At 60.3% G+C, this 22,056-nt stretch carries 22 protein-coding genes; 15 read left to right on the top strand and 7 right to left on the bottom strand.

The genetic code is table 11. The annotated features are described in order from the left end of the window. The first annotated feature begins 191 nt into the window (after positions 1–191). From KQP88_RS21325 to KQP88_RS21315, 3 genes are read left to right on the top strand one after another with little or no spacing between them, the layout of a single operon-like run. The gene (locus KQP88_RS21325; protein WP_216704113.1) at positions 192–554 is read left to right on the top strand and encodes a CidA/LrgA family protein; all 363 of its coding nucleotides are present in this window, start codon (positions 192–194) and stop codon (positions 552–554) included. Next, the gene (locus KQP88_RS21320) at positions 551–1,267 is read left to right on the top strand and encodes an LrgB family protein (protein ID WP_374011506.1); all 717 of its coding nucleotides are present in this window, start codon (positions 551–553) and stop codon (positions 1,265–1,267) included. The genes KQP88_RS21325 and KQP88_RS21320 overlap by 4 nt, the downstream gene beginning before the upstream one ends. Positions 1,268–1,279: 12 nt before the next feature. Beyond that, positions 1,280–1,870 (top strand): LON peptidase substrate-binding domain-containing protein, encoded by a 591-nt coding sequence (locus KQP88_RS21315; RefSeq protein WP_200994488.1) that lies wholly within the window; start codon positions 1,280–1,282, stop codon positions 1,868–1,870. Between the two features lie 157 nt (positions 1,871–2,027). Here KQP88_RS21315 and KQP88_RS21310 read toward each other — a convergent pair whose 3' ends face one another. Continuing rightward, entirely contained in the window at positions 2,028–3,344 is a 1,317-nt protein-coding gene (locus tag KQP88_RS21310) for a bifunctional DedA family/phosphatase PAP2 family protein (RefSeq protein WP_216704112.1), read from the bottom strand. Between the two features lie 3 nt (positions 3,345–3,347). Further along, positions 3,348–4,019 (bottom strand): DNA-3-methyladenine glycosylase, encoded by a 672-nt coding sequence (locus KQP88_RS21305; protein ID WP_216704111.1) that lies wholly within the window; start codon positions 4,017–4,019, stop codon positions 3,348–3,350. Positions 4,020–4,293: 274 nt separating this feature from the next. On the opposite strand from KQP88_RS21305, the gene KQP88_RS21300 reads away from it, so the two are divergent. From KQP88_RS21300 to lipA, 12 genes are all read left to right on the top strand, one after another. After that, complete coding sequence (locus KQP88_RS21300; RefSeq protein WP_198728019.1) at positions 4,294–5,565, top strand: glutamate-5-semialdehyde dehydrogenase; 1,272 nt, start codon at positions 4,294–4,296, stop codon at positions 5,563–5,565. 22 nt (positions 5,566–5,587) lie between these two features. Further along, positions 5,588–6,247 carry a nicotinate-nucleotide adenylyltransferase gene (gene nadD / locus KQP88_RS21295; protein ID WP_162883684.1) on the top strand — a complete coding sequence of 220 codons (660 nt, stop codon included), beginning with the start codon at positions 5,588–5,590 and terminating at the stop codon, positions 6,245–6,247. 60 nt (positions 6,248–6,307) lie between these two features. Next, a complete protein-coding gene (rsfS, locus tag KQP88_RS21290; RefSeq protein WP_025261973.1) occupies positions 6,308–6,694 on the top strand; it encodes a ribosome silencing factor in 387 nt (128 codons plus the stop codon). Between the two features lie 9 nt (positions 6,695–6,703). Further along, complete coding sequence (gene rlmH, locus KQP88_RS21285) at positions 6,704–7,171, top strand: 23S rRNA (pseudouridine(1915)-N(3))-methyltransferase RlmH (RefSeq protein WP_025261972.1); 468 nt, start codon at positions 6,704–6,706, stop codon at positions 7,169–7,171. Between the two features lie 28 nt (positions 7,172–7,199). Then, the gene (gene mrdA, locus KQP88_RS21280; RefSeq protein ID WP_216704110.1) at positions 7,200–9,095 is read left to right on the top strand and encodes a penicillin-binding protein 2; all 1,896 of its coding nucleotides are present in this window, start codon (positions 7,200–7,202) and stop codon (positions 9,093–9,095) included. A gap of 31 nt (positions 9,096–9,126) precedes the next feature. Then, positions 9,127–10,230: a rod shape-determining protein RodA gene (gene rodA, locus KQP88_RS21275; protein WP_200994609.1), complete on the top strand. Its 1,104-nt coding sequence runs from the start codon at positions 9,127–9,129 to the stop codon at positions 10,228–10,230. Positions 10,231–10,247: 17 nt separating this feature from the next. Then, positions 10,248–11,255: a lytic murein transglycosylase B gene (gene mltB / locus KQP88_RS21270; RefSeq protein ID WP_200994493.1), complete on the top strand. Its 1,008-nt coding sequence runs from the start codon at positions 10,248–10,250 to the stop codon at positions 11,253–11,255. Further along, positions 11,255–12,271, top strand: coding sequence for a septal ring lytic transglycosylase RlpA family protein (locus KQP88_RS21265; RefSeq protein ID WP_200994494.1), 1,017 nt, complete (start codon positions 11,255–11,257; stop codon positions 12,269–12,271). The genes mltB and KQP88_RS21265 overlap by 1 nt, the downstream gene beginning before the upstream one ends. A gap of 234 nt (positions 12,272–12,505) precedes the next feature. Beyond that, positions 12,506–13,666, top strand: coding sequence for a D-alanyl-D-alanine carboxypeptidase family protein (locus KQP88_RS21260; protein ID WP_200994495.1), 1,161 nt, complete (start codon positions 12,506–12,508; stop codon positions 13,664–13,666). A gap of 89 nt (positions 13,667–13,755) precedes the next feature. Continuing rightward, entirely contained in the window at positions 13,756–14,031 is a 276-nt protein-coding gene (locus KQP88_RS21255) for a DUF493 domain-containing protein (RefSeq protein WP_025261966.1), read from the top strand. Beyond that, a complete protein-coding gene (lipB, locus tag KQP88_RS21250) occupies positions 14,031–14,678 on the top strand; it encodes a lipoyl(octanoyl) transferase LipB (protein ID WP_200994496.1) in 648 nt (215 codons plus the stop codon). The genes KQP88_RS21255 and lipB overlap by 1 nt, the downstream gene beginning before the upstream one ends. Position 14,679: 1 nt before the next feature. Further along, positions 14,680–15,687 (top strand): lipoyl synthase, encoded by a 1,008-nt coding sequence (lipA, locus tag KQP88_RS21245; protein WP_025261964.1) that lies wholly within the window; start codon positions 14,680–14,682, stop codon positions 15,685–15,687. A 69-nt stretch (positions 15,688–15,756) separates the two neighbouring features. On the opposite strand, the gene KQP88_RS21240 is transcribed toward lipA, so the two are convergent. The 5 genes from KQP88_RS21240 to leuS all read right to left on the bottom strand — a co-directional run bounded on the left by KQP88_RS21240 (position 15,757) and on the right by leuS (position 21,864). Then, entirely contained in the window at positions 15,757–17,085 is a 1,329-nt protein-coding gene (locus KQP88_RS21240) for a lytic murein transglycosylase (RefSeq protein ID WP_200994497.1), read from the bottom strand. A gap of 87 nt (positions 17,086–17,172) precedes the next feature. Continuing rightward, positions 17,173–17,328, bottom strand: a complete 156-nt coding sequence (gene arfA / locus KQP88_RS21235) for an alternative ribosome rescue factor ArfA (RefSeq protein WP_198728013.1) — start codon at positions 17,326–17,328, stop codon at positions 17,173–17,175. 156 nt (positions 17,329–17,484) lie between these two features. Continuing rightward, positions 17,485–18,522: a DNA polymerase III subunit delta gene (holA, locus tag KQP88_RS21230; RefSeq protein ID WP_025261961.1), complete on the bottom strand. Its 1,038-nt coding sequence runs from the start codon at positions 18,520–18,522 to the stop codon at positions 17,485–17,487. Between the two features lie 41 nt (positions 18,523–18,563). Beyond that, positions 18,564–19,169 carry an LPS-assembly lipoprotein LptE gene (locus KQP88_RS21225; RefSeq protein ID WP_200994499.1) on the bottom strand — a complete coding sequence of 202 codons (606 nt, stop codon included), beginning with the start codon at positions 19,167–19,169 and terminating at the stop codon, positions 18,564–18,566. Between the two features lie 88 nt (positions 19,170–19,257). Next, complete coding sequence (gene leuS, locus KQP88_RS21220; protein ID WP_216704109.1) at positions 19,258–21,864, bottom strand: leucine--tRNA ligase; 2,607 nt, start codon at positions 21,862–21,864, stop codon at positions 19,258–19,260. Between the last annotated feature and the right edge of the window lie 192 nt (positions 21,865–22,056).

The following is a 22,056-nucleotide window of genomic DNA, read 5'->3' as shown; positions in this document are numbered from 1 at the left end:
TCTTTCGGTTTTACACCTTGATGCCCGACTCCGTGCGGGGCATTCCCTGTCGGGCGAGTGACAAGATCAGCAGAGGGTTGCCGGTTGGTCAAGTGACTCCTTGCAGGCGAATACCTGTCCATAGCGTTGAACGCAGCGTGTTTATAATGGCGCCGTGAATTCACCGGGTTCATTTATTTTCTGGAGTTCCCATGCTGTTACGGGGTCTGACGTGGCTGGTGCTGTTCCAATTGCTGGGGACGGCGCTCAATCATCTGTTCTTGTCGATACTGCCGGGGCCGATCATCGGGCTGGTCTTCATGATCGTGTACCTGATCTGGCGCGGTGAAGTGAGCGAGCCCATCAGCATCGCCGCCAGCAGCCTGTTGCGTTACCTGCCGCTGCTGCTGGTGCCGCCTGCGGTGGGCGTGATGGTTTATGCCTCTGCCATTGCCGAGGACTTCTGGGCCATCTTTGGCACCCTCTTTCTGTCGCTGATCGTTTCGCTGACCTTTGTCGGCTGGCTGATGCAGAAACTCATCGAGCGTCAGGCGCGCCGTCAGGAGCAGCCATGAACCTGGATTGGCACGGGGCCTGGATGTCGGTGATTCATCATCCTCTGTTTGGCATCGCCATCACGCTGGGCGCCTATCAGCTGGCGATGGCCGCTTATGAGAAAACCCGCTGGCTGTTTCTGCAGCCGGTGCTGGTTTCGATGGTGGTCGTGATCGGCATCCTGTTCACTTGCGGCCTGGATTACACCGAGTACCGCAAAAGCACCGAGATCCTGGGCATTCTCCTGGGGCCGGCCACGGTGGCGCTGGCAGTGCCGCTTTATCTGAATCTGCGGCGGATTCGGCAGTTGTTGTGGCCAACCTTAACTACGCTGGTGATTGGTGGTGTTTTTGCCACCGGCCTGTGCCTGTCCCTGGGTTGGTTGCTGGGTGCTGATCACATGATCCTGATGACCATGGCGCCCAAGTCGGTCACCTCGCCGATTGCCATGCTGGTGGCTGAACAGATTGGTGGCGTTGCGGCGCTGGCTGCGGTGTTCGTCTTGATTACTGGTGTGTTCGGTGCCATTTTCGGACCGGGCCTGTTGTCATTGGCGCGGGTGCACAATCATGCGGCCCGCGGCATGGCGCTGGGGCTTACCGCCCATGCGGTGGGAACCTCGCTGGCCTTGCAGGAAGGTGAGGAGGCGGGCGCGTTTGCTGCCTTGGCAATGAGCCTGATGGGTGTTGCAACTGCATTGTTTCTGCCGTTGGCCGTGTCTTTGGCTGTTTAAGGGTACTTATTTATGACGTTGCCACTGTTTCCACTCAATGCTGTGCTGTTTCCCGGTTGTGTGCTCGACCTGCAGTTGTTCGAGGCGCGCTATCTGGACATGGTTAGCCGCTGCATGAAACAGGGAGAGGGCTTCGGCGTGGTGTGCATCACCCATGGCAGCGAAGTCGGCATGGCGCCTGAAGGTTATTCGCTGATCGGCTGTGAAGCGCTGGTCACCGACTTCCAGCAGCAGGAAAACGGCCTGCTGGGGATTCGCGTCGTCGGCGGACGGCGTTTTCGGGTGACCGACGCCACCGTGCAGCGGGACCAGTCGTTGCTGGCCGAAATCCAGTGGCTGGACGAGCGGCAGGATCGGCCGTTGCAGGAGGAGGACGCCGATCTGGTCGCCTTGCTCGAAGCCTTGGGAGAGCACCCGATGGTGGCTTCCCTGAACATGGGGCTTGAGGCCAGCGGTCAGCAATCACTGGCCAATCAACTGGCCTACCTGCTGCCCTTTACCGAGCAGGACAAGATCGAACTGCTGAAAATCGACGACCCCGAGGAGCGCCTGGATGCAATCCAGGAGTTGCTCGATGAAATGCAGGGCGACTTGCAGGCCTGATTTCGCGCTCCATTCTAATGCCGATCAGTTAAGGCACAAACAATACGTGTGGGAGGCAGCTTGCTGGCGAAAAATGCCTGAGATTGGCAGATATTCTGCGTCGTACGCTGAAGTCGCCAGCAAGCTGCCTCCCACAAAGTGATGCGAAAGCCCGCTATCAATACTGATACCGCAACGTCGCATGAGCCAGGGCATTGACCGCAAAGATGCCCAGCAGGCCGGTGATGGCCGGCACGATCAGCCACCACACTTTTGCCGACATGGCCGGCAATGGCGTCTGATGCTGGATCAGGGTCAGGCTCGCGGCGCAGATACAGAACGCCAGCATCATCCCGGCCAGGATATCCGTTGGCCAGTGAACCCCCAGATAAACCCGTGACAAGGCAATCGCCAGCGCCGGAACGCCGCCCAGCAGCAGCCAGCTCAGGCGCAGTCTGATCGGCTGCCCGCGTCCGGCCAGCACTGCCAGGGTCATGAACAGCGCAAACGCCGCCGAGCTGTGTCCGCTGGGCATGCTGTAGGTGGTCAGCGGGTCGAGCAGAACCTCAGGTCGGGCGCGACCAAAGAAGGCCTTGAGCGTGCCGTTCGCCACGGCGGTGCCCAGCGTGGTGGCGAGGGCGAAGGCGGCATGGCGCCATTGCCGGGCGATCAGCAGGACAATGATCAGCAGCGCCGCCGCCAGCAGTTGGGCCTTGAAGTCGCCAATGCTGGTGACCAGCAGGACGATATTCTGTGCGGTCGCGCTGCGATGTTCCTGGACCAGCGTCATCAGGCCCTGGTCGAAATGGTTCAGGTACGGCCAGCCGATCAGCAAGGCCGCCAGCATCACCACGCTCAGGCCTGCAATCACCTTGGTCGCATGACGCTGTTTGCGCATGCTGGCCTGGATGCTCAGCCCGAACAGAATGGCCAGGCCTGCACCGACGAAGGCGGCTTCGCTCCAGAACCCTTCCGGCAAAGGCAGGCGAATGGCGGCGCCCGCAGCCCAGCCCGGCATCAGGTAAACGATCGACCAGCCAGCGGCGGCGATGATGCTGACAATGGCAAAGCGCGGGAAGGGCATGTCGAACATGCCGGCAATCATCGGCAGCATCGGGCGCAACGGGCCGATGAAGCGGCCCACCAGCAGGCTCGCGATGCCATAGCGATGGAAATAGGTTTCTGCACCCGTCAGCCATTCCGGGTGCTGACGCAGGCCCGGCAACTGGCGGATATTCTGATGGAAGTGCTTGCCGATGAAGTACGACACCGCATCCCCCAACAGGCCGCCCAGAAAGCCCAGCAGCAGGACTTCGCTCAACGACAGAATGCCGCTGCCTGCCAGGGCCGCAATGGCGAACATCAGAACGGTGCCTGGCACGACGATCCCGGCAATGGCGACACATTCGATGAATGCCACCACGAATATCGCTATCGCCACCCAGGACGGGTTAGCAGTCAACCAGCCGGTAATGCCATCGAGCAGTTCGCCCATGGATCAGTTTCCTTGAGGGATTAGAAAATAGTCGCGGCCTTCGACCTGACCGCGACGTAGTGGGTTCCGCGTGCAGAAGCGGGCGTATTCGGCATCGACGAAGCGGTACATCAAGTGCTCGTCGCGGCCTTGGGGAATCCCCAGGCGTGTGGTTTGAACGATGAGTTTCGGTGTCTGGCCAATGTCTTCGACGAGCAGCTTTTGCGGATCGAAGCGCTTGGCGTCCCACATGGGCACTTTCAGGCCCAGTGCCTTGCACAGCAGCGTCTGGCCCGCACACAGGCGCTCCTGCGGGCGAATGGCTCCGCTGGCATCCGGGTTGTTGAGTTGCATCTGTGCCAGGGCATTGGCATCGCTGAGTTCATCGACCCAGGCAAAACCGGACTTGATCAGCACCGCATTGCCAGGGCCCTGGGCGCTGAAATTCAGCGAGTCCCCGCCACGGGCGTAATACATGTAGATGTGCCCACCGTCCAGAAACAGCGCCTTGCGTTTTTCGGTGTAGCCCAGCGAAGCATGGCTGCCCTTGTCGGCGCAGTAATAGGCTTCGGTCTCAATGATCCGTGCTGCCAGCCATAGCTCACCGACCTTGTGCCGGATGACCTTGCCCAGCAGGTCGCGGGCCAGGACCTGGGCATCTCGGTTGAAAAAGCTGTCGGCAAGAGCAACGGGCATAAGCGGACACATGAAGTGAGAGGGCGCAAATCATAACAAGCGCTGTCTTAAAAGCACCTTAATGTCATTTGGCCGCCAACTTTGTTGTTTCTGGACATGACAAAAATACAGGCTCACTCGCAACCTTTCACCCTGAGAGGCTGGATGCTGGCGAAATGGGCGCTGCATGGTCATTTTTTGCACTGTTATCGACCATCCGCCTGTCTGCGCTGTCGTTCGGGCGGCGCGACAGCTATAATCGGCCGCTTTCTTCTCTGCCAAGACCTCTGAGACCATGACTGAGTCCGTTCTTGACTACATGACCCGCCTGGGTCGCGCCGCCCGCGAAGCTTCGCGAGTGATCGGTCGTGCCAGCACAGCGCAGAAAAACCGCGCCCTGCAGGCCATTGCCGCCGCTCTGGACGAAGCCCGCACCGAGCTGTCCGCCGCCAACGAGCTTGACCTGAACGCAGGTCGCGCCAATGGCCTGGCTCCCGCCATGCTCGAACGCCTGGCCCTGACCCCCGCACGTATCGACAGCATGATCGTCGGGTTGCGTCAGGTTGCCAGTCTGCCGGACCCGGTAGGCGCCATCCGCGACATGAGCTACCGGCCTTCAGGTATTCAGGTCGGCAAGATGCGCGTGCCGCTGGGCGTAGTCGGGATCATCTATGAGTCGCGCCCGAACGTGACCATCGATGCCGCGAGCCTGTGCCTCAAGTCCGGCAACGCCACTATCCTGCGCGGCGGCTCCGAGGCCATTCATTCCAACCGTGCAGTGGCTGCCTGCATCCAGCGCGGTCTGGCCGAGTCCGGGTTGCCTTCCGGTGTGGTGCAGGTTGTCGAAACCACCGATCGCGATGCCGTGGGCGCGCTGATCACCATGCCCGAATACGTGGACGTCATCGTTCCGCGTGGCGGCAAGGGGTTGGTGGAGCGTGTCAGCCGTGATGCCCGTGTGCCGGTCATCAAGCATCTGGACGGCATCTGCCACGTGTATGTCAGCGCTTACGCCGATTTGCCCAAGGCCCGGAACATCGCCTTCAATGCCAAGACCTACCGTTACGGTATCTGCGGCTCGATGGAAACCCTGCTGGTGGATCAGGCCGTTGCGGCCGAGTTCCTGCCTGCAATGGCGGCCCGCTTTCATGAAAAGGGCGTCGAGTTGCGTGGCTGCGAACGTACCCGCGAGCTGATCGACGCGATTCCGGCGACCGAAGAAGACTGGCACACCGAGTACCTGGCGGCGATCCTGTCGATTCGCGTAGTGACCGGGCTGGATGAAGCCATCGAACACATCAACCACTATGGCTCGCATCACAGCGACGCCATCGTTTCCGAGCAGCAGGGCCAGATTCGCCGTTTCATGGCGGAAGTCGACTCCAGTTCGGTGATGATCAATGCCCCGACCTGCTTCGCCGATGGCTTCGAGTACGGTCTGGGTGCCGAGATCGGCATTTCTACTGATAAGCTGCACGCCCGTGGCCCTGTCGGCCTTGAAGGCCTGACCTGCGAGAAGTACATCGTGATCGGTGACGGTCAATTGCGCGGCCAGGAGCCAGCCTGACTTGAGCGAGCCCGTAGCAGCCTTGCCCAGACGTATCGGCATGCTGGGGGGAACGTTCGACCCGGTACATATAGGTCATTTGCGCGGCGCACTGGAAGTGGCCGAGCTGCTTGAACTCGATGAGTTGCGCCTGACGCCCAGCGCCAGACCTCCCCATCGCGACATGCCGAGCGTGACTGCGCAGGACCGTCTGGCGATGGTTCAGTGTGCGGTGGCCGGTGTGTCACCCTTGACGGTGGATGACCGTGAGCTGAAACGGGATAAACCGTCGTACACCATCGACACTCTGGAATCGATGCGGGCCGAACTGGCCGCAGAGGACCAGTTGTTTCTGTTATTGGGCTGGGATGCCTTTTGCGGGCTGCCCACCTGGTATCGGTGGGAAGAACTGCTGGAGCACTGCCATATCGTGGTGCTGCAACGCCCGGACGCGGACAGCGAGTCGCCGGATGCCATGCGCAACCTGCTGGCGGCACGCTCGGTCAGCGACCCCAAGGCCCTGAAAGGGCCGGGCGGACACATTACATTCGTCTGGCAGACGCCGTTATCGGTGTCTGCCACCCAGATCCGTCAACTGCTGGCCAGCGGTAAGTCGGTACGTTTTCTGGTGCCAGACGCGGTACTGGCCTATATCGATGTGCACGGACTGTACTGTGCGCCGAAAACTGATGGATCGCCCTGAAGCTGCTTTTATAGATAAGCGTTTGGGCGTTTCCACACCTATGAGTTGAATGAGTTTTTTATGACAAAGCAGAAAATGAGTAGTGAAGAAGTCGTGGCATTGGCAACGGCTGCACTGGAAGACGTCAAAGGGTCGGACATCCTGGCGCTCGACGTGCGTGACAAGACCAGCATCGCCGATTACATGCTGATCTGCACCGGTACTTCCAACCGCCAGCTCAACGCGCTGGTCGATAACGTTCGCGAGAAGGTCAAGGCTGCCGGCCTGATGCCGCTGAGCGAAGAAGGCAAGGGCGACAGCGACTGGGTTCTGCTGGACCTGGGCGATGTCGTGGTTCACGTGATGACTGCTGCCGCACGTCAGTTCTACGACCTGGAGCGTCTGTGGCAAGGCGCAGAGCAGAGCCGCGCTGCCAGCGCTGCGCACCACACTCCGGGCCACGAATAAGGCATCGTTGTGCGTCTGCGTCTGATCGCCGTTGGTTCGCGTATGCCCAAGTGGGTGGAAGAGGGGTGGCATGAGTACGCCAAGCGTCTTCCTTCCGAACTTGCGCTTGAACTCGTGGAAATTCCGCTCAATACCCGTGGCAAGAATGCCGACGTGGCACGCCTGATCCGTCAGGAAGGCGAAGCCATGCTGGCCAAGGTGCAACCGGGTGAGCGGATCGTCACGCTTGAAGTGCAGGGCAAGCCCTGGAGCACCGAACAACTGGCGAGCGAGCTTGATCGCTGGCGTCTGGACTCGCGCACGGTAAACCTCATGGTCGGAGGGCCGGAAGGCCTTGCCCCCGAGGTTTGCGCGCGCAGCGAGCAGCGCTGGTCGCTGTCACCACTGACCTTGCCGCACCCGCTGGTGCGGATCCTGATCGGTGAGCAGATCTATCGCGCCTGGACAGTTCTGTCCGGGCACCCTTATCACAAGTAGCCTTGTCTTTACTGTGAACGCGCCCTAGATGCCTCAGCCGATCCGCCTAAAAGACCATGAAAAAGACGCACGCCTTGTGCGCAGCAGGGTCGTGTTCGGGGCAGTGGCCGTCATGTTGCTGGTGTGCGTCCTGATTGCGCGCCTGTATTTCCTGCAAGTCATTCAGTACGACTATCACTCGACCCTGTCGGAAAACAACCGGGTCCATGTCCAGCCGATTCCGCCGAGTCGCGGCCTGATTTTCGACCGCAACGGCGTTGTGGTGGCCGACAACCGGCCAAGCTTCAGCCTCAGCGTGACCCGCGAGCGCTCCGGCAACTGGTCCCAGGTGCTCGATACCATCGTCGAAGTGCTGCAGCTCACGCCCGATGACCGCATCATCTTCGAGAAACGCATGAAACAGGGGCGTCGGCCATTCGAGCCGGTGCCGATCCTGTTCGAGCTGACCGAAGAGCAGATTGCCCTGATCGCTGTTAACCAGTTCCGCCTGCCTGGCGTCGAAGTGGTTGCGCAACTGGTCCGTCACTATCCCCAGGGGCCGCACTTTGCCCACTCGGTCGGTTACATGGGCCGCATCAACGAGAAAGAGCTCAAAGGCCTCGATCCCGTCAATTACAGCGGCACGCACCATATCGGCAAGACCGGTATCGAGCGTTTCTACGAAGACGAGCTGCATGGTCAGGTCGGTTACGAAGAAGTCGAAACCAATGCCCGGGGCCGTGTCTTGCGTGTGCTCAAGCGCACCGACCCGATTCCCGGCAAGGACATCGTCCTGAGCCTGGACATCAATCTTCAGGAAGCCGCCGAAGCCGCACTGGGCGGTCGTCGCGGTGCCGTAGTGGCCCTGGAGCCGAATACCGGTGAGGTGCTGGCGATGGTCAGCGCACCGAGTTTCGATCCGAATCTGTTCGTGACGGGCATCAGCTTCAAGGCTTATGCCGAGCTGCGCGATTCCATCGACCGGCCACTGTTCAACCGTATTCTGCGCGGCCTTTATCCGCCGGGTTCCACCATCAAGCCAGCGGTCGCCATTGCCGGTCTGGATGCTGGCGTCGTGACTCCGTCTTCCCGTGTGTTCGACCCCGGCTACTACCAGTTGCCGAACTATGACCACAAATACCGCAACTGGAACCGCACCGGCGATGGCTGGGTGGACCTCGATGTGGCGATCATGCGTTCGAACGACACCTATTTCTACGATCTGGCGCACAAGCTCGGTATCGATCGGCTGTCCAGCTACATGAACAAGTTCGGTCTTGGGCAGAAGGTGTCTCTGGACATGTTCGAGGAATCTCCCGGCCTGATGCCGTCCCGTGACTGGAAACGGGCCACCCGGCGTCAGGCGTGGTTCCCCGGCGAAACCCTGATTCTCGGGATCGGCCAGGGCTATATGCAGGCCACGCCGCTGCAACTGGCGCAGGCCACGGCGCTGGTCGCCAACAAGGGCAAATGGAACCGGCCGCATCTGGCCAAGAGCATCGAAGGCAAGGCGCCGGTTGACGAGAACCCGATGCCGGACATCATCCTGCGCGACCCGTCCAACTGGGCCAGGGTGAACCACGGCATGCAGGAAGTGATGCACGGCGCCCGTGGTACGGCGCGCAAGGCTTCCATCGGTGCGCAATACCGGATCGCCGGTAAAAGCGGTACCGCTCAGGTTGTCGCCATCAAGCAGGGTGAGAAGTACGACCGCACCAAGGTTCAGGAGCGCCATCGTGACCACGCCTTGTTCGTGGGCTTTGCGCCCGCCGACAACCCCAAGATTGTCGTGGCTGTGATGGTGGAGAACGGTGAGTCCGGCTCTGGCGTTGCGGCTCCCGTGGTTCGTCAGGTGATGGATGCCTGGCTGCTCGACCAGAATGGCGCACTCAAGCCTGAGTACGCCGGTTCCCTGAATCCGGAGGCTGCGGCCCGTGAAGAGTAATTTCGACCGCATCCTTTCCAGCGAAGACGTGATGCGTCGTCGTGCGACGTTGCTGCAGCGCATCCATATCGATGGCCCGTTGCTGATCCTGTTGCTCACCCTGGCGGCGGGCAGCCTGTTCGTCCTGTATTCGGCCAGCGGCAAGAACTGGGATCTGCTGCTCAAGCAGGCCAGCTCTTTCGGGATCGGCCTGACGGCGATGCTGATCATTGCCCAGTTCGAGCCGCGATTCATGGCGCGCTGGGTGCCGGTCATGTACGTCATGGGCGTGTTGTTGCTGGTGGTGGTGGATGTGATGGGCCACAACGCCATGGGGGCCACGCGCTGGATCAACATTCCGGGGGTCATCCGCTTCCAGCCTTCGGAGTTCCTGAAAATCATCATGCCGGCGACCATCGCCTGGTACCTGTCCAAGCGCACCTTGCCGCCGCAGCTCAAGCATGTGGCGGTCAGTCTTGCGCTGATCGGCGTGCCCTTCGTGCTGATCGTGCGCCAGCCTGACCTTGGCACCTCGCTGCTGATCCTTGCTTCGGGCGCCTTCGTGCTGTTCATGGCCGGGCTGCGCTGGCGCTGGATCGTCAGCGTGCTGGCTGCTGCGGTGCCAGCGGCTGTCGCCATGTGGTTCTTCTTCATGCACGACTACCAGAAGCAGCGGGTACTGACCTTTCTCGATCCGGAAAGCGACCCGCTGGGCACCGGCTGGAACATCATCCAGTCCAAGGCGGCCATCGGTTCGGGTGGCGTCTTCGGCAAGGGCTGGCTGCTGGGCACCCAGTCGCACCTGGACTTCCTGCCTGAAAGCCACACGGACTTCATCATTGCCGTACTGGGCGAGGAATTCGGCCTGGTGGGGATCTGCGCGCTGCTGGTCATTTACCTGCTGCTGATCGGTCGTGGCCTGGTCATCACCGCGCAAGCCCAGACCCTGTTCGGCAAGTTGCTGGCCGGGGCGCTGACAATGACATTTTTTGTTTATGTATTCGTCAATATCGGTATGGTCAGTGGCCTGTTGCCGGTTGTAGGCGTACCACTGCCTTTCATTAGCTATGGCGGAACTTCGCTCGTGACGCTGCTGTCAGCGTTTGGGGTTTTGATGTCGATCCATACGCATCGTAAATGGATCGCTCAGGTTTGATTAAGGTGAAGAATTCAATGCAGGTAGTGCGAAACTGGGCTCGATATGCTCCGGTGGTCGGTCTGGTCAGCATCCTTGGATCTGTACAAGAAGCTATCGCCGGCGACTACGAAGGTTCTCCTCAAGTGGCCGAATTTGTCGGTGAGATGACCCGTGAGTACGGTTTTGCCGGCGAGCAATTGATGGACGTGTTTCGCGAGGTCGAGCGCAAGCAGGCGATCCTAGATGCCATTTCCCGCCCGGCCGAACGGGTCAAGCAGTGGAAAGAATATCGCCCGATGTTCATTACCGATGCCCGTATCGCTCGCGGCGTCGATTTCTGGCGTCAGCATGAAGCGGCCCTGGCTCGTGCCGAGCAGGAATATGGCGTGCCTGCGCAGATCATCGTATCGATCATCGGCGTCGAAACCTTCTTCGGTCGCAATACCGGCAACTACCGGGTGATCGATGCGCTGTCCACGCTGGGCTTCGACTATCCGCCCCGCGCCCCGTTTTTCCGCAAGGAACTGCGCGAGTTCCTGCTGCTGGCCCGTGAACAGCAGGTCGATCCTCTGACGCTCAAGGGCTCCTACGCCGGTGCGATGGGCCTGCCGCAGTTCATGCCGAGCAGCTTTCGCGCCTATGCCGTGGATTTCGACGGTGACGGGCACATCAATATCTGGACCGATCCGGACGATGCCATCGGCAGTGTCGCCAGCTACTTCAAGCGCCATGGCTGGGTGGCCGGACAGCGTGTCGTCAGTCGTGCCTCGGCACGCGGCAGTCGGGTCGATGAGGGTTTGAGCCCTGCTCTGGACCCGGTCATGTCGGTCGGGGAGTTGCGAGGCCTGGGCTGGGCGAGTCATGATGCGCTGCGTGACGACCTGCCCGTCACGGCATTTCGCCTTGAAGGCGATCAAGGTCCGGAATACTGGCTGGGATTGAATAATTTTTATGCAATCACGCGATATAACCGCAGTGTGATGTACGCCATGGCCGTGTATCAGCTGTCTGAATCGTTGGTTCAAGCACGAGGCGTTAAGTAATGCGGCCATTGCCGATTCGTACACCTTTGAAAGTGCTGGCTTGTGCTGGGCTGGCATTGCTGATGGCAAGCTGCTCGTCCACTTCGCGGTCGCCACAACAGCAGAGCGGCACCGCCGTGCGCTCTGCTCCCGGGCTCGATATCAACCGTGCGCACAAGGACGGGGCTCCCTGGTGGGATGTGGATATCTCGCGTATTCCCGATGCCACGCCGACTGTCCACACAGGTCCCTACAAGGCCAACCCTTATACGGTGCTGGGCAAGAGCTACTTCCCGATGAGCGAATCCAAGCGCTATGTCGCCACGGGTACGGCTTCCTGGTACGGCACCAAGTTTCATGGTCAGAACACCGCCAATGGCGAGGTCTATGACCTGTACGGCATGAGCGCGGCCCACAAGACCCTGCCATTGCCCAGCTATGTGCGTGTGACCAACCTGGACAACAACCGCACCGTGATTCTGCGCGTCAACGACCGTGGTCCGTTCTACTCCGACCGGATCATCGACCTGTCCTATGCGGCCGCCAAGAAGCTCGGTTATGCCGAAATCGGCACGGCGCGGGTCAAGGTCGAAGGTATCGATCCCCAGGAATGGTGGGCACAACGGGGTCGCCCGGCGCCATTGGCCCTGGATCAGCCACAAGTGGTGGCCCAGGCGGCTACGCCGGCGTTCACGACCTCCACCGGGACGGTCGAGCAATACACGCCACCGCCTCAGCAGCATGCCGCTCCGCCTGTACCTTTGCAGGTTGACGCAAAAAAAAACGCTTCAGGACAAGCCTCTGGGCTATTTCTCCAGGTGGGAGCCTTCGCGAATCCGGACGCTGCAGAGCTCCTGAGATCGAAGTTGAGCGCGATGGTCCGGGCGCCGGTTTTCGTGAGTTCGATAGCCCGCAACCAACAGACGCTCTATCGGGTTCGCATGGGGCCGATAGGCACTCAGGGTGAAGCCCAGCAATTGCAGGATAGTGTCAGATCGGCCAACCTTGGTCAGCCGAGCCTTGTAACACTGGATTGAGTCAACAGTCGTTCTTGGCAGTATGAAGAGCGATATGCAGTGGCCCGCAATGCGGACTTGCCGTCAGAGCAAGTGTTGCAGGCACTGCCCGCAGGATCGTGTGTTGAACAGGCGATCTTGTCAGCCAGGGTTTTAGCCTGGCGCCACGAGCCGCGGTGAAGTGCATGCGCTTCGCCAGCTTGTTCCGCTTTGCCCGTGAGGGCATGTTTGCCCATTAGCAATTTCGAGAGACGGATGAACATCACCACCTTTGCAAAACGTTTGTGCCTGCTTGTGCCACTGGTCATTGCCCCGGCTGCCTGGGCTGCCGAACAGATGACGCCTGCTGCGCCGCAACTGGCCGCCAAGTCCTACGTGCTGATGGATGCCTCCAGCGGCAACGTTCTGGTTGAAAACAACGGTGACCAGCGTCTGGCTCCTGCGAGCCTGACCAAGCTGATGACGGCCTACATCGCAACCCTGGAAATCCGTCGCGGCCAGATCGGCGAGAACGATCCGGTCACCGTCAGCGAAAACGCCTGGCGCACCGGCGGTTCGCGGATGTTCATCAAGGTTGGCAGCCAGGTAACGGTCAGCGACCTGTTGCACGGCATCATCATCCAGTCGGGTAACGACGCCAGCGTTGCAGTGGCCGAGCACATTGCCGGCAGCGAAGACGCTTTCGCCGACATGATGAACAAGACGGCTGGCGATCTGGGCATGACCAACAGTCACTTCATGAACCCGACCGGTCTGCCGAACCCCGAGCACTACTCGTCGGCTCATGACATGGCCATCCTGGCACGTGCCATCATCCACGAAGACCCGGCTCACTACGCGATCTACTCGCAGAAAGAGTTCTTCTGGAACGGCATCAAACAGCCTAACCGCAACCTGCTGCTGTGGCGCGACAAGACCGTTGACGGTCTGAAAACCGGCCACACCGAAGAAGCCGGCTACTGCATGGTGTCCTCGGCCGTACGTGACGGCATGCGTCTGATCGCCGTGGTGTTCGGCACCAACAGCGAGCAGGCTCGTGCAGCCGAAACCCAGAAGCTGCTGACCTACGGTTTCCGTTTCTTCGAAACCCAGAACTTCTACCAGAAGGGTACCGAGCTGGCCCAGGCGTCCGTCTGGAAAGGCTCCACCCGTCAGGTCAAGGCCGGTCTGGCAGAAGACCTGAGCATGACCATGCCCAAGGGCGACATGAAGAAGCTCAGCGCCAGCATGACCATGAACCCGCAACTGGTTGCGCCCATTGCCAAGGGTGACGTGATCGGCAAGGTTGAAGTGAAGAAGGAAGACAAGGTTGTGCACACTGCCAACCTGATCGCACTTGAAGCTGTCGAGGAAGGTGGTATTTTCCGCCGCGTGTGGGATAGCATTCGCTTGTTCTTCTACGGCTTGTTCAACTGACCTTCTAGTAATCAATGCCGACCTTCTCGCGGCCTGCTTCCTGAGCAGGCCGCGTGTCCGTCGTCACGGCTTGTGAGACCTTTACTGCCATGACCGATACCGACGTCAAGTCGCACAAAATCGAATTCCCCTGCGATGACTACCCGATCAAGGTGATCGGTGATACCAGCGTGGGTTTTACTGCTGCAGTGATCGAGATTCTCGGCAAACATGCCAAGATCGACGTCTCCACGCTCGCCGAGCGTCAGAGCAGCAACGGCAAGTACACCACCGTACAACTGCATATCGTCGCCACCGGCGAAGACCAGTTGCGCGATATCAATAGTGCTCTTCGCGCTACGGGTGTCGTGCACATGGTGCTCTGATGGGCGATATCCTGGGCTTTCGTGATCTTGGCTTGATCGATTACGAAAGCGCCTGGCATGCCATGCAGCGCTTCACCGACGGGCGTGACCGTGACACCGCAGACGAGATCTGGCTGGTGCAGCATCCCCCGGTCTTTACCCAGGGACAGTCCGGCAAGGCAGAACATTTGCTGTTGCCGGGTAATATTCCTGTCGTACAGGTCGATCGTGGCGGCCAAGTGACCTATCATGGCCCCGGCCAATTGGTTGCCTATCTGTTGCTCGATGTCAGGCGCCTTGGTTTCGGGGTTCGCGATCTGGTTACCCGGATCGAAAACACCCTTATTGCCTTGCTGGACAGTTATGGGGTGACGGCGGCGGCCAAGGCCGATGCCCCTGGCGTATATGTCGACGGCGCGAAAATCGCGTCTCTCGGCCTGCGCATTCGTAACGGTTGTTCGTTCCATGGACTGGCGTTGAACGTCGACATGGACCTGGAGCCGTTCCGCCGCATCAACCCCTGTGGATATGCCGGGCTGGCAATGACCCAGTTGCGCGATCACGCAGGGAAGACGGAATTTTCCGAGGTAAGTGCCCGGCTGCGCGCGCAGCTCGTCAAACACCTCGACTATGCTGAGCAGGCGACCCTTACGGGCGGAATAGAATGATATGACTGACACCGTGCAAACCCTGATCCCGACGCTGGATGTTTCCGAGCGCGCTCCCCGTCCGAAAGTCGAAGCGGGCGTAAAGCTGCGCGGTGCCGAAAAAGTCGCACGCATCCCGGTCAAGATCATCCCGACGGTTGAATTGCCCAAGAAGCCGGACTGGATTCGTGTACGAATCCCGGTTTCCCCTGAAGTCGACCGTATCAAGCAACTGCTGCGCAAGCACAAGCTGCACAGCGTCTGCGAAGAGGCATCCTGCCCGAACCTGGGCGAGTGTTTCTCCGGCGGTACCGCGACCTTCATGATCATGGGTGACATCTGCACCCGTCGCTGCCCGTTCTGCGACGTCGGCCATGGCCGTCCGAAGCCTCTGGACACCGAAGAACCGCATAACCTGGCGGTGGCGATTGCCGACCTGCGCCTCAAGTACGTGGTCATCACCTCGGTGGACCGCGACGACCTGCGCGACGGCGGTGCCCAGCACTTTGCCGACTGCATCCGTGAAATCCGTGCCCTGTCGCCGAATGTCCAGCTCGAAACCCTGGTCCCGGACTACCGTGGCCGCATGGACGTTGCGCTGGAAATCACCGCAGCCGAGCCGCCTGATGTGTTCAACCACAACCTGGAAACCGTACCGCGCCTGTACAAGGCTGCGCGTCCGGGTTCTGACTACCAGTGGTCGCTTACCCTGCTGCAACGCTTCAAGCAGATGGTGCCGCACGTTCCGACCAAATCCGGTCTGATGCTGGGCCTGGGCGAAACCGACGACGAAGTCATCGAAGTCATGCAGCGCATGCGCGAACACGACATCGACATGCTGACCCTGGGTCAGTACCTGCAACCTTCGCGCAGCCACTTGCCGGTTCAGCGCTTCGTGCATCCAGACACTTTTGCCTGGTTCGCCGAGGAAGGTTACAAGATGGGCTTCAAGAACGTGGCTTCCGGGCCGCTGGTGCGTTCGTCGTACCACGCTGACGAACAGGCCAAGATTGCCAAGAATCTGCTCTGAAGAGCATTTGACGGGTAATGAAAAACGGGCCGGATAGTGATATCCGGCCCGTTTTTTTATGGCGGTCTGTCAGGGTTTGCGCAGGTTGTTCAGCAGCTCATGAGTCGGATAGCCATCGGCTGGCCAGCCCAGAGACTGTTGGGCACTGCGAATCGCCTTGCGGGTGTTGGCGCCGATAATGCCGTCTGGCGCGCCTGCATCGTACTTGCGGGCCGACAGCAGGGTCTGCAGCTCGATCCGCTCTGAGCGGCTCAGAGGCAGGTCTGTACGAGGCCAATTGCCTACGATGTAACCGGCCCCCTTGAAGCGGTCGGACAGCAGGCTGATGGCCAGGGCATAGGACGACGAGTTGTTGTAGCGCAGGATGGCGCGGAAGTTGTCCAGCACCAGAAAGGCCGGGCCGCGATAGCCTGCAGGCAGAAGCAGGGCCGCTTGCTGCTGGCTGGAGGCCAGAGGCAGTGCCGAGCCGTCGGGAAGCTTCAGGCCAAGCTTTTGCCATTCAGTCAGGCTCTTTCGGGTCGACGCGTCAGCCAGGGCGTAGTCGAAATCCGAACTCAACACGACTTCGAAGCCCCACGGCTGGCCACGCTGCCATCCGGAGCTTTGCAGGTAATGAGCGGTGGACGCCAGGGCGTCGGCCGGTGTGTTCCAGATATCCCGACGACCGTCTCCGTTGAAGTCCACCGCATGGGTGTTGTAGGTGGTCGGTATGAACTGGGTCTGTCCCATGGCGCCAGCCCATGAGCCAAGCATTTTCTCAGGCGTGATATCGCCTTGCTGGAGGATTTCCAGCGCCGCCAGCAACTGGCTCTGGGCGAAGTCCGGGCGACGGCCTTCATAGGCCAGTGTGGCCAGAGAGCGGATTACCGACTGTGAACCCTGGAACTGTCCGAAGTTACTCTCCATGCCCCATACCGCGACCAGTGCCTGACGGTCGACGCCATAGCGTTGCTCGATGTTCTGCAGGTCGGTGCTGTACTGGGAAAGCAGGGCCTGGCCCTTGCGTACCCGTGCGGCAGAAATCGCGCCGTCCAGGTATTCCCACACCGGGCGGCTGAACTCCGGCTGGCTGCGGTCGGCCTTTACCACGCTCATGTCTGGCGTCACGCCGCTGAATGCACGGTCGAAGACGTCTGCGCGAATACCGGCCTTCAGTGCCTGATTGCGAAAGCCTGCCTGCCATTCCGCAAAGCTGATGGCGGGCTGGATGGTGAGGTTTTCATCCACGACCAGAGCCGGTGTCGGCACCGCTACGGGCGCAACAGGCAGGGTCTTGCTGGCTTGAAGAGGGGTGGCATCGGCAGCAGTGGGTTTTTCTGCGCAAGCTACCAGAGCAATAAGGCTGGAGGCGGCGATGAGTTGGCGCAACTGCCAGGGATGGGTAAAACAAGAAGGCATGCTTGGGTCCAAAGGGATTACCGACGACAGATGCAGACCTTAACACGGCTTGGCGGTTGAAAGCGCCTGGAGGCTTGTTGCTCTTTATCACGCAGCCAGAAAGCAAGAAGCCTCCCAGCTTTTAGACTGGAAGGCTTCGCGGCGGTAGCTGCCTTTGCCCTTGGCTGGTCGTTCCTGACGACTGCGGAACAATGGCTGGGCAATGATGGACTTGGCCTTGTTCGGCCGCTTCGGTTTGCTCATGGCGGGGTACTCTCGGCTGGGGATTGAACGGTGCGTATGATCAGGCAGGGTGGGGCTTGTGTCTAATAGTTGTGTGCTATGGCAGACCTTGTTCGCGAATGAATTCGCTCCTACAAAAAAAAATCCGTAGGAGCGAATTCATTCACGAACAAGCGTTCACTCAGCAGGCAACGGCAGTTTCTGGCCAGCCATCAACAGGGCCAACCGACTCAGGCTGCTCCAGGGTGAACCGGCGGCCTGGCCTTTGATCTGGGCGTCGATGCGTTGGGCGTCCATCAGCAACTGAGCCCAGCGCTTGGCGGAGTAGCGTTGCAGGGCTTTGCTCATCAGGGGTTTGCGCTTGTCCCAGATCGGCGGCCTTGCCGAGCTGAAGACTTTATCCAGCGGGATGCCCTGGCTGTACTGCAATGACATGTTGGCCAGTACCCGAAGCTCCCGGGTCAGCGCCCAGAGAATCACCGGCGTCTCGACGCCTTCACCGCGCAGTCCTTCCAGAATGCGCAGGGCATGGGCGGCTTCGCCATTGAGTACCGCGTCGGTCAGGCCGAAAACATCGAAGCGTGCGCTGTCAGCCACGGCAGCCTGTACGGTGTCGACGGTGATCTGGCCTTCCTCGGCCATCAGCTTGAGCTTTTCGACTTCCTGGGCGGCAGCCAGCAGGTTGCCTTCGACACGGGCTGCAATCAGCTCGACGGCATCCTGAGTGGCAGACAGTCCGGCCTGGGAAAGACGCTGGCGAATCCATTGCGGCAACTGGCCGATATCCACCGGCCAGATCTGCAGGAACTGGGTCTGCGGGCCTTCGATCAGCGCCTTGCCCCATTTGGTCTTCTGGGCGCTGCCGTCCAGCTTGGGCAGGCTGATCAGCAGCAGCGTGTCTTCGGCAGGGTTGGCGCAGTACTCCATCAGCGCGGCAGCGCCTTTGTCGCCGGGTTTCCCCGACGGCAGGCGCAGTTCCAGCAGACGGCGCTCAGCGAACAGCGACATGCTGGCACCTGCCTGCAACAGCGTGCCCCAGTCAAAGCTGGCGTCGGCGCTGAATACCTGGCGTTCGTCGAAACCTTGCTGGCGTGCGGCCGTGCGGATGGCGTCGGCAGCTTCCTGGCAGAGCAGCGGATCGTCGCCGCTGATGACATACACAGGCGCGAGCGCGCCTTGCAGATGCTTGCTGAGTTGGGCGGGGGCGAGTTTCATGGTTCAGATGATACCGGGGCCAGCAAGCTGGCCCCGGACACTTACCTGGCTGGTATTTCGAGAGGCGATTGCTGAGGTGTTGCGTCGCGTACCCGCTGGGCCGCTTCCAGAGCGTCCGCTTCAGCCTTGGCAACATCGTTGGCTTTCTTCTGCAGTTGCTCCAGACGCTCCGGGGTCAACTGTTGCAGACGAGCCATCATCTTCTGGACCAGTTCGCTACGCATTTCATTGCGCACTTGCTGGGCTTCGTTGTCCGAAGCGGTCAGGTTGTTGCCGTCGTGGTTGTAGATCTTCTCCACGGTGACTTTATCGCCCAGCAGGACGAGGTCTTTCTCGCCACGCATTTCGTAGTTGAGCGTAACGGTCAGCTGGTACTCGGCCGAGCGACCGGAGCCCGAATAGCTGGCGGTGCGCTGGGTTTCGGCTTCGTTGGTCAGGATCAGCTTGTAGGGCGCGCCGGTGTAGATCTTGACGCCCGAGTTGGTCAGTGTGCGATTGAGCTGGGTGACTGTCTCGCCGTACTGATTGCGTGCACTCAGATCCAGTTCCTTGATCGCCAGCTCGTTGGTGCCGGTGCCACGCAGCTGGAAGCCACAGGCACTCAACAACACCGCCAGGCCCATCACCAGCAAATTGCGTTTGATCATCTTGATGCTCCCCTTGAATCCGTTTGGGCCGACCATGCAGCCCTGGAAATATGTCTGGCGCCCGACCCTTGCCAGGCGCCCGATCCAATCAGCTTGCGACGATATTGACCAGCTTGCCCGGCACGACGATCACTTTGCGGATCGTCAGGCCATCGATGAAGCGCAGCACGTTTTCGTTGACCCGTGCAGCGGCTTCGACTTCTTCGCGGCTGGCGCTGGCCGGCATTTCGATCTGGCCACGCAGCTTGCCGTTGACCTGAATCACCAGTTGCAGGCTGTCCTGTACCAGTGCGCTTTCGTCCAGAACCGGCCAGCCGGCATCGATAACCGCATTGTCATGCCCCAGCTGTTTCCACAGCTCGTGGCTGATGTGCGGCGTGATCGGTGCCAGCAGCAGGGCGACGGTTTCCAGGCCTTCCTGAAGCAGTGCGCGATCCTGGGCAGTGGCCTGCGGGACCTTTTCCAGCACGTTCATCAAGGTCATCACCTGGGCGACGGCCGTGTTGAATTTCTGGTTCTGACCAATATCCTGGCTCGCCTGTTTGATCGCCTGATGAATGGAGCGGCGGATGGCCTTCTGGTCATCGCTCAGGGTCGTCAGATCGAGGCTGCCCGGCAGGCCCTGGCCAACGTGGGCCTGAGCCAGACGCCATACGCGGCGCAGGAAGCGGTGCGAACCTTCGACGCCGGAGTCGGACCATTCCAGGCTCATGTCAGGCGGCGAGGCGAACATCATGAACAGACGGCAGGTGTCGGCGCCGTACTGGTCGATCATGGTTTGCGGGTCGATGCCGTTTTTCTTCGACTTCGACATCTTTTCGGTGCCACCGATTTCCACTGGCAGGCCGTCGCTGGTCAGGACTGCGCTGATGACCTTGGCCTTGGCGTCACGCTCCAGGGTTACATCGGCAGGGTTGATCCAGGTCTTCTTGCCACTGGCTTCCATGCGGAAGTAGGTTTCGGCGTTGACCATGCCTTGAGTCAGCAGGTTCTTGAACGGCTCGTTGGACGTTACCAGACCTTCGTCGCGCATCAGTTTGTGGAAGAAGCGCGCATAGAGCAGGTGCAGGATCGCGTGTTCGATACCGCCGATGTATTGATCCACCGGCAACCAGTGGTTGGCAGCGTTCGGCTCGACCAGACCACCTTCGTAGTGCGGGGAAGCGTAACGAGCGTAGTACCAGGACGATTCCACGAAGGTGTCCATGGTGTCGGTTTCACGCTTGGCCGGTGCGCCACATTTCGGGCAACTGCACTCGTAGAACTCAGGCATGCGCGCCAGTGGCGAGCCTGCACCGTCGGGTACGACGTCTTCCGGCAGTACGACCGGCAGTTGATCTTCCGGAACCGGTACGTCGCCGCACGTGGCGCAGTGGACGATCGGGATCGGGCAGCCCCAGTAGCGCTGGCGGCTGATGCCCCAGTCGCGCAGGCGGAACTGGGTGCGGGACTGGCCCAGGTTTTTCTTCAGAAGGGCGGCTTCGATGGCGTCGAACGCGCCCTGGAAATCCAGGCCGTCGAATTCGCCGGAATTGATCAGCACGCCATGCTCGCCGTAGGCTTCCTGCCATGGCGCCGGGGTTTCGTCGCCCGCGCTGGTACGCACAACGGCCTTGATCGGCAGGTTGTACTTGGTGGCGAACTCGTAATCGCGCTCGTCATGAGCCGGTACGGCCATTACCGCGCCATCGCCGTAGTGCATCAGCACGTAGTTGGCGACCCACACCGGCAGTTTTTCACCGGTCAGTGGATGCTCGACGAACAGCGAAGTCGGCAGGCCTTTCTTTTCCTGGGTGGCGACGTCGGCTTCGGCGACGCTGCCGCCCTTGCACTCATCGATGAACGCTTGCAGCTCGGGATTGCCTTGCGCTGCCTGGGTCGCCAGCGGGTGCTCGGCGGCCACGGCCACGTAGGTGGCGCCCATCAGGGTGTCGGGGCGTGTGGTGAAGACTTTCAGCGCGCCGGCTTCGCCAATGGAAGCTTCGTTGTAAGGGAACTGGACTTCCATGCCACGGGACTTGCCGATCCAGTTGCGCTGCATGGTCTTGACCTGTTCAGGCCAGCCCGGCAACTCGTCGAGGCTTTGCAGCAGCTCATCGGCGTAGGCAGTGATCTTGAAGTAGTACATCGGGATTTCGCGCTTCTCGATCAGCGCGCCCGAACGCCAGCCACGGCCGTCGATGACCTGCTCGTTGGCCAGTACGGTCTGGTCGATCGGGTCCCAGTTGACGGTGCCGTTCTTGCGGTAGATCACCCCTTTCTCGAACAGGCGAGTGAACAGCCATTGTTCCCAGCGGTAGTAGTCTGGCTTGCAGGTGGTCACTTCACGGGACCAGTCGATGGCCAGGCCCAGGCTCTTGAGCTGAGCCTTCATGTAAGCGATGTTTTCGTAAGTCCACTTGGCCGGCGCGACATTGTTGTCGATTGCGGCGTTTTCCGCAGGCATGCCGAAAGCATCCCAGCCCAGGGGCTGCAGGACGTTCTTGCCCTGCATGCGCTGGTAGCGAGAGATCACGTCGCCAATGGTGTAGTTGCGCACATGACCCATGTGCAGCTTGCCGCTCGGATAAGGGAACATCGACAGGCAGTAGAATGTTTCCTTGCCTGGCTGCTCACTGACTTCAAAAGACTTTTGCTCTTCCCAAAAGGCTTGGGCGGCGGCTTCGATTTCGCGGGGCTGATAGAGTTCGTGCATGGCTACTTTTTACTAAAGATTGGTGACCCTTGACCTCTTCATTGCTTCGCCGAGTCAGCTTGGCACCCTTTGCCGGACAATCGTGACTGTCTTTGCGGTGCGTACAGGCTCTTGGAGAGCGGAAGTGGAATTACAGGAAGCGCCGTAGCATACATGAGCGCTGTCTACCGAGGGAAACGCTGATTGTTGCAC

This window comes from Pseudomonas lijiangensis (genome assembly GCF_018968705.1).
GTDB lineage: Bacteria > Pseudomonadota > Gammaproteobacteria > Pseudomonadales > Pseudomonadaceae > Aquipseudomonas > Aquipseudomonas lijiangensis.
The sequence above is the reverse complement of the archived record's forward strand: the minus strand, read 5'-3'. Positions and strand labels throughout refer to the sequence as shown.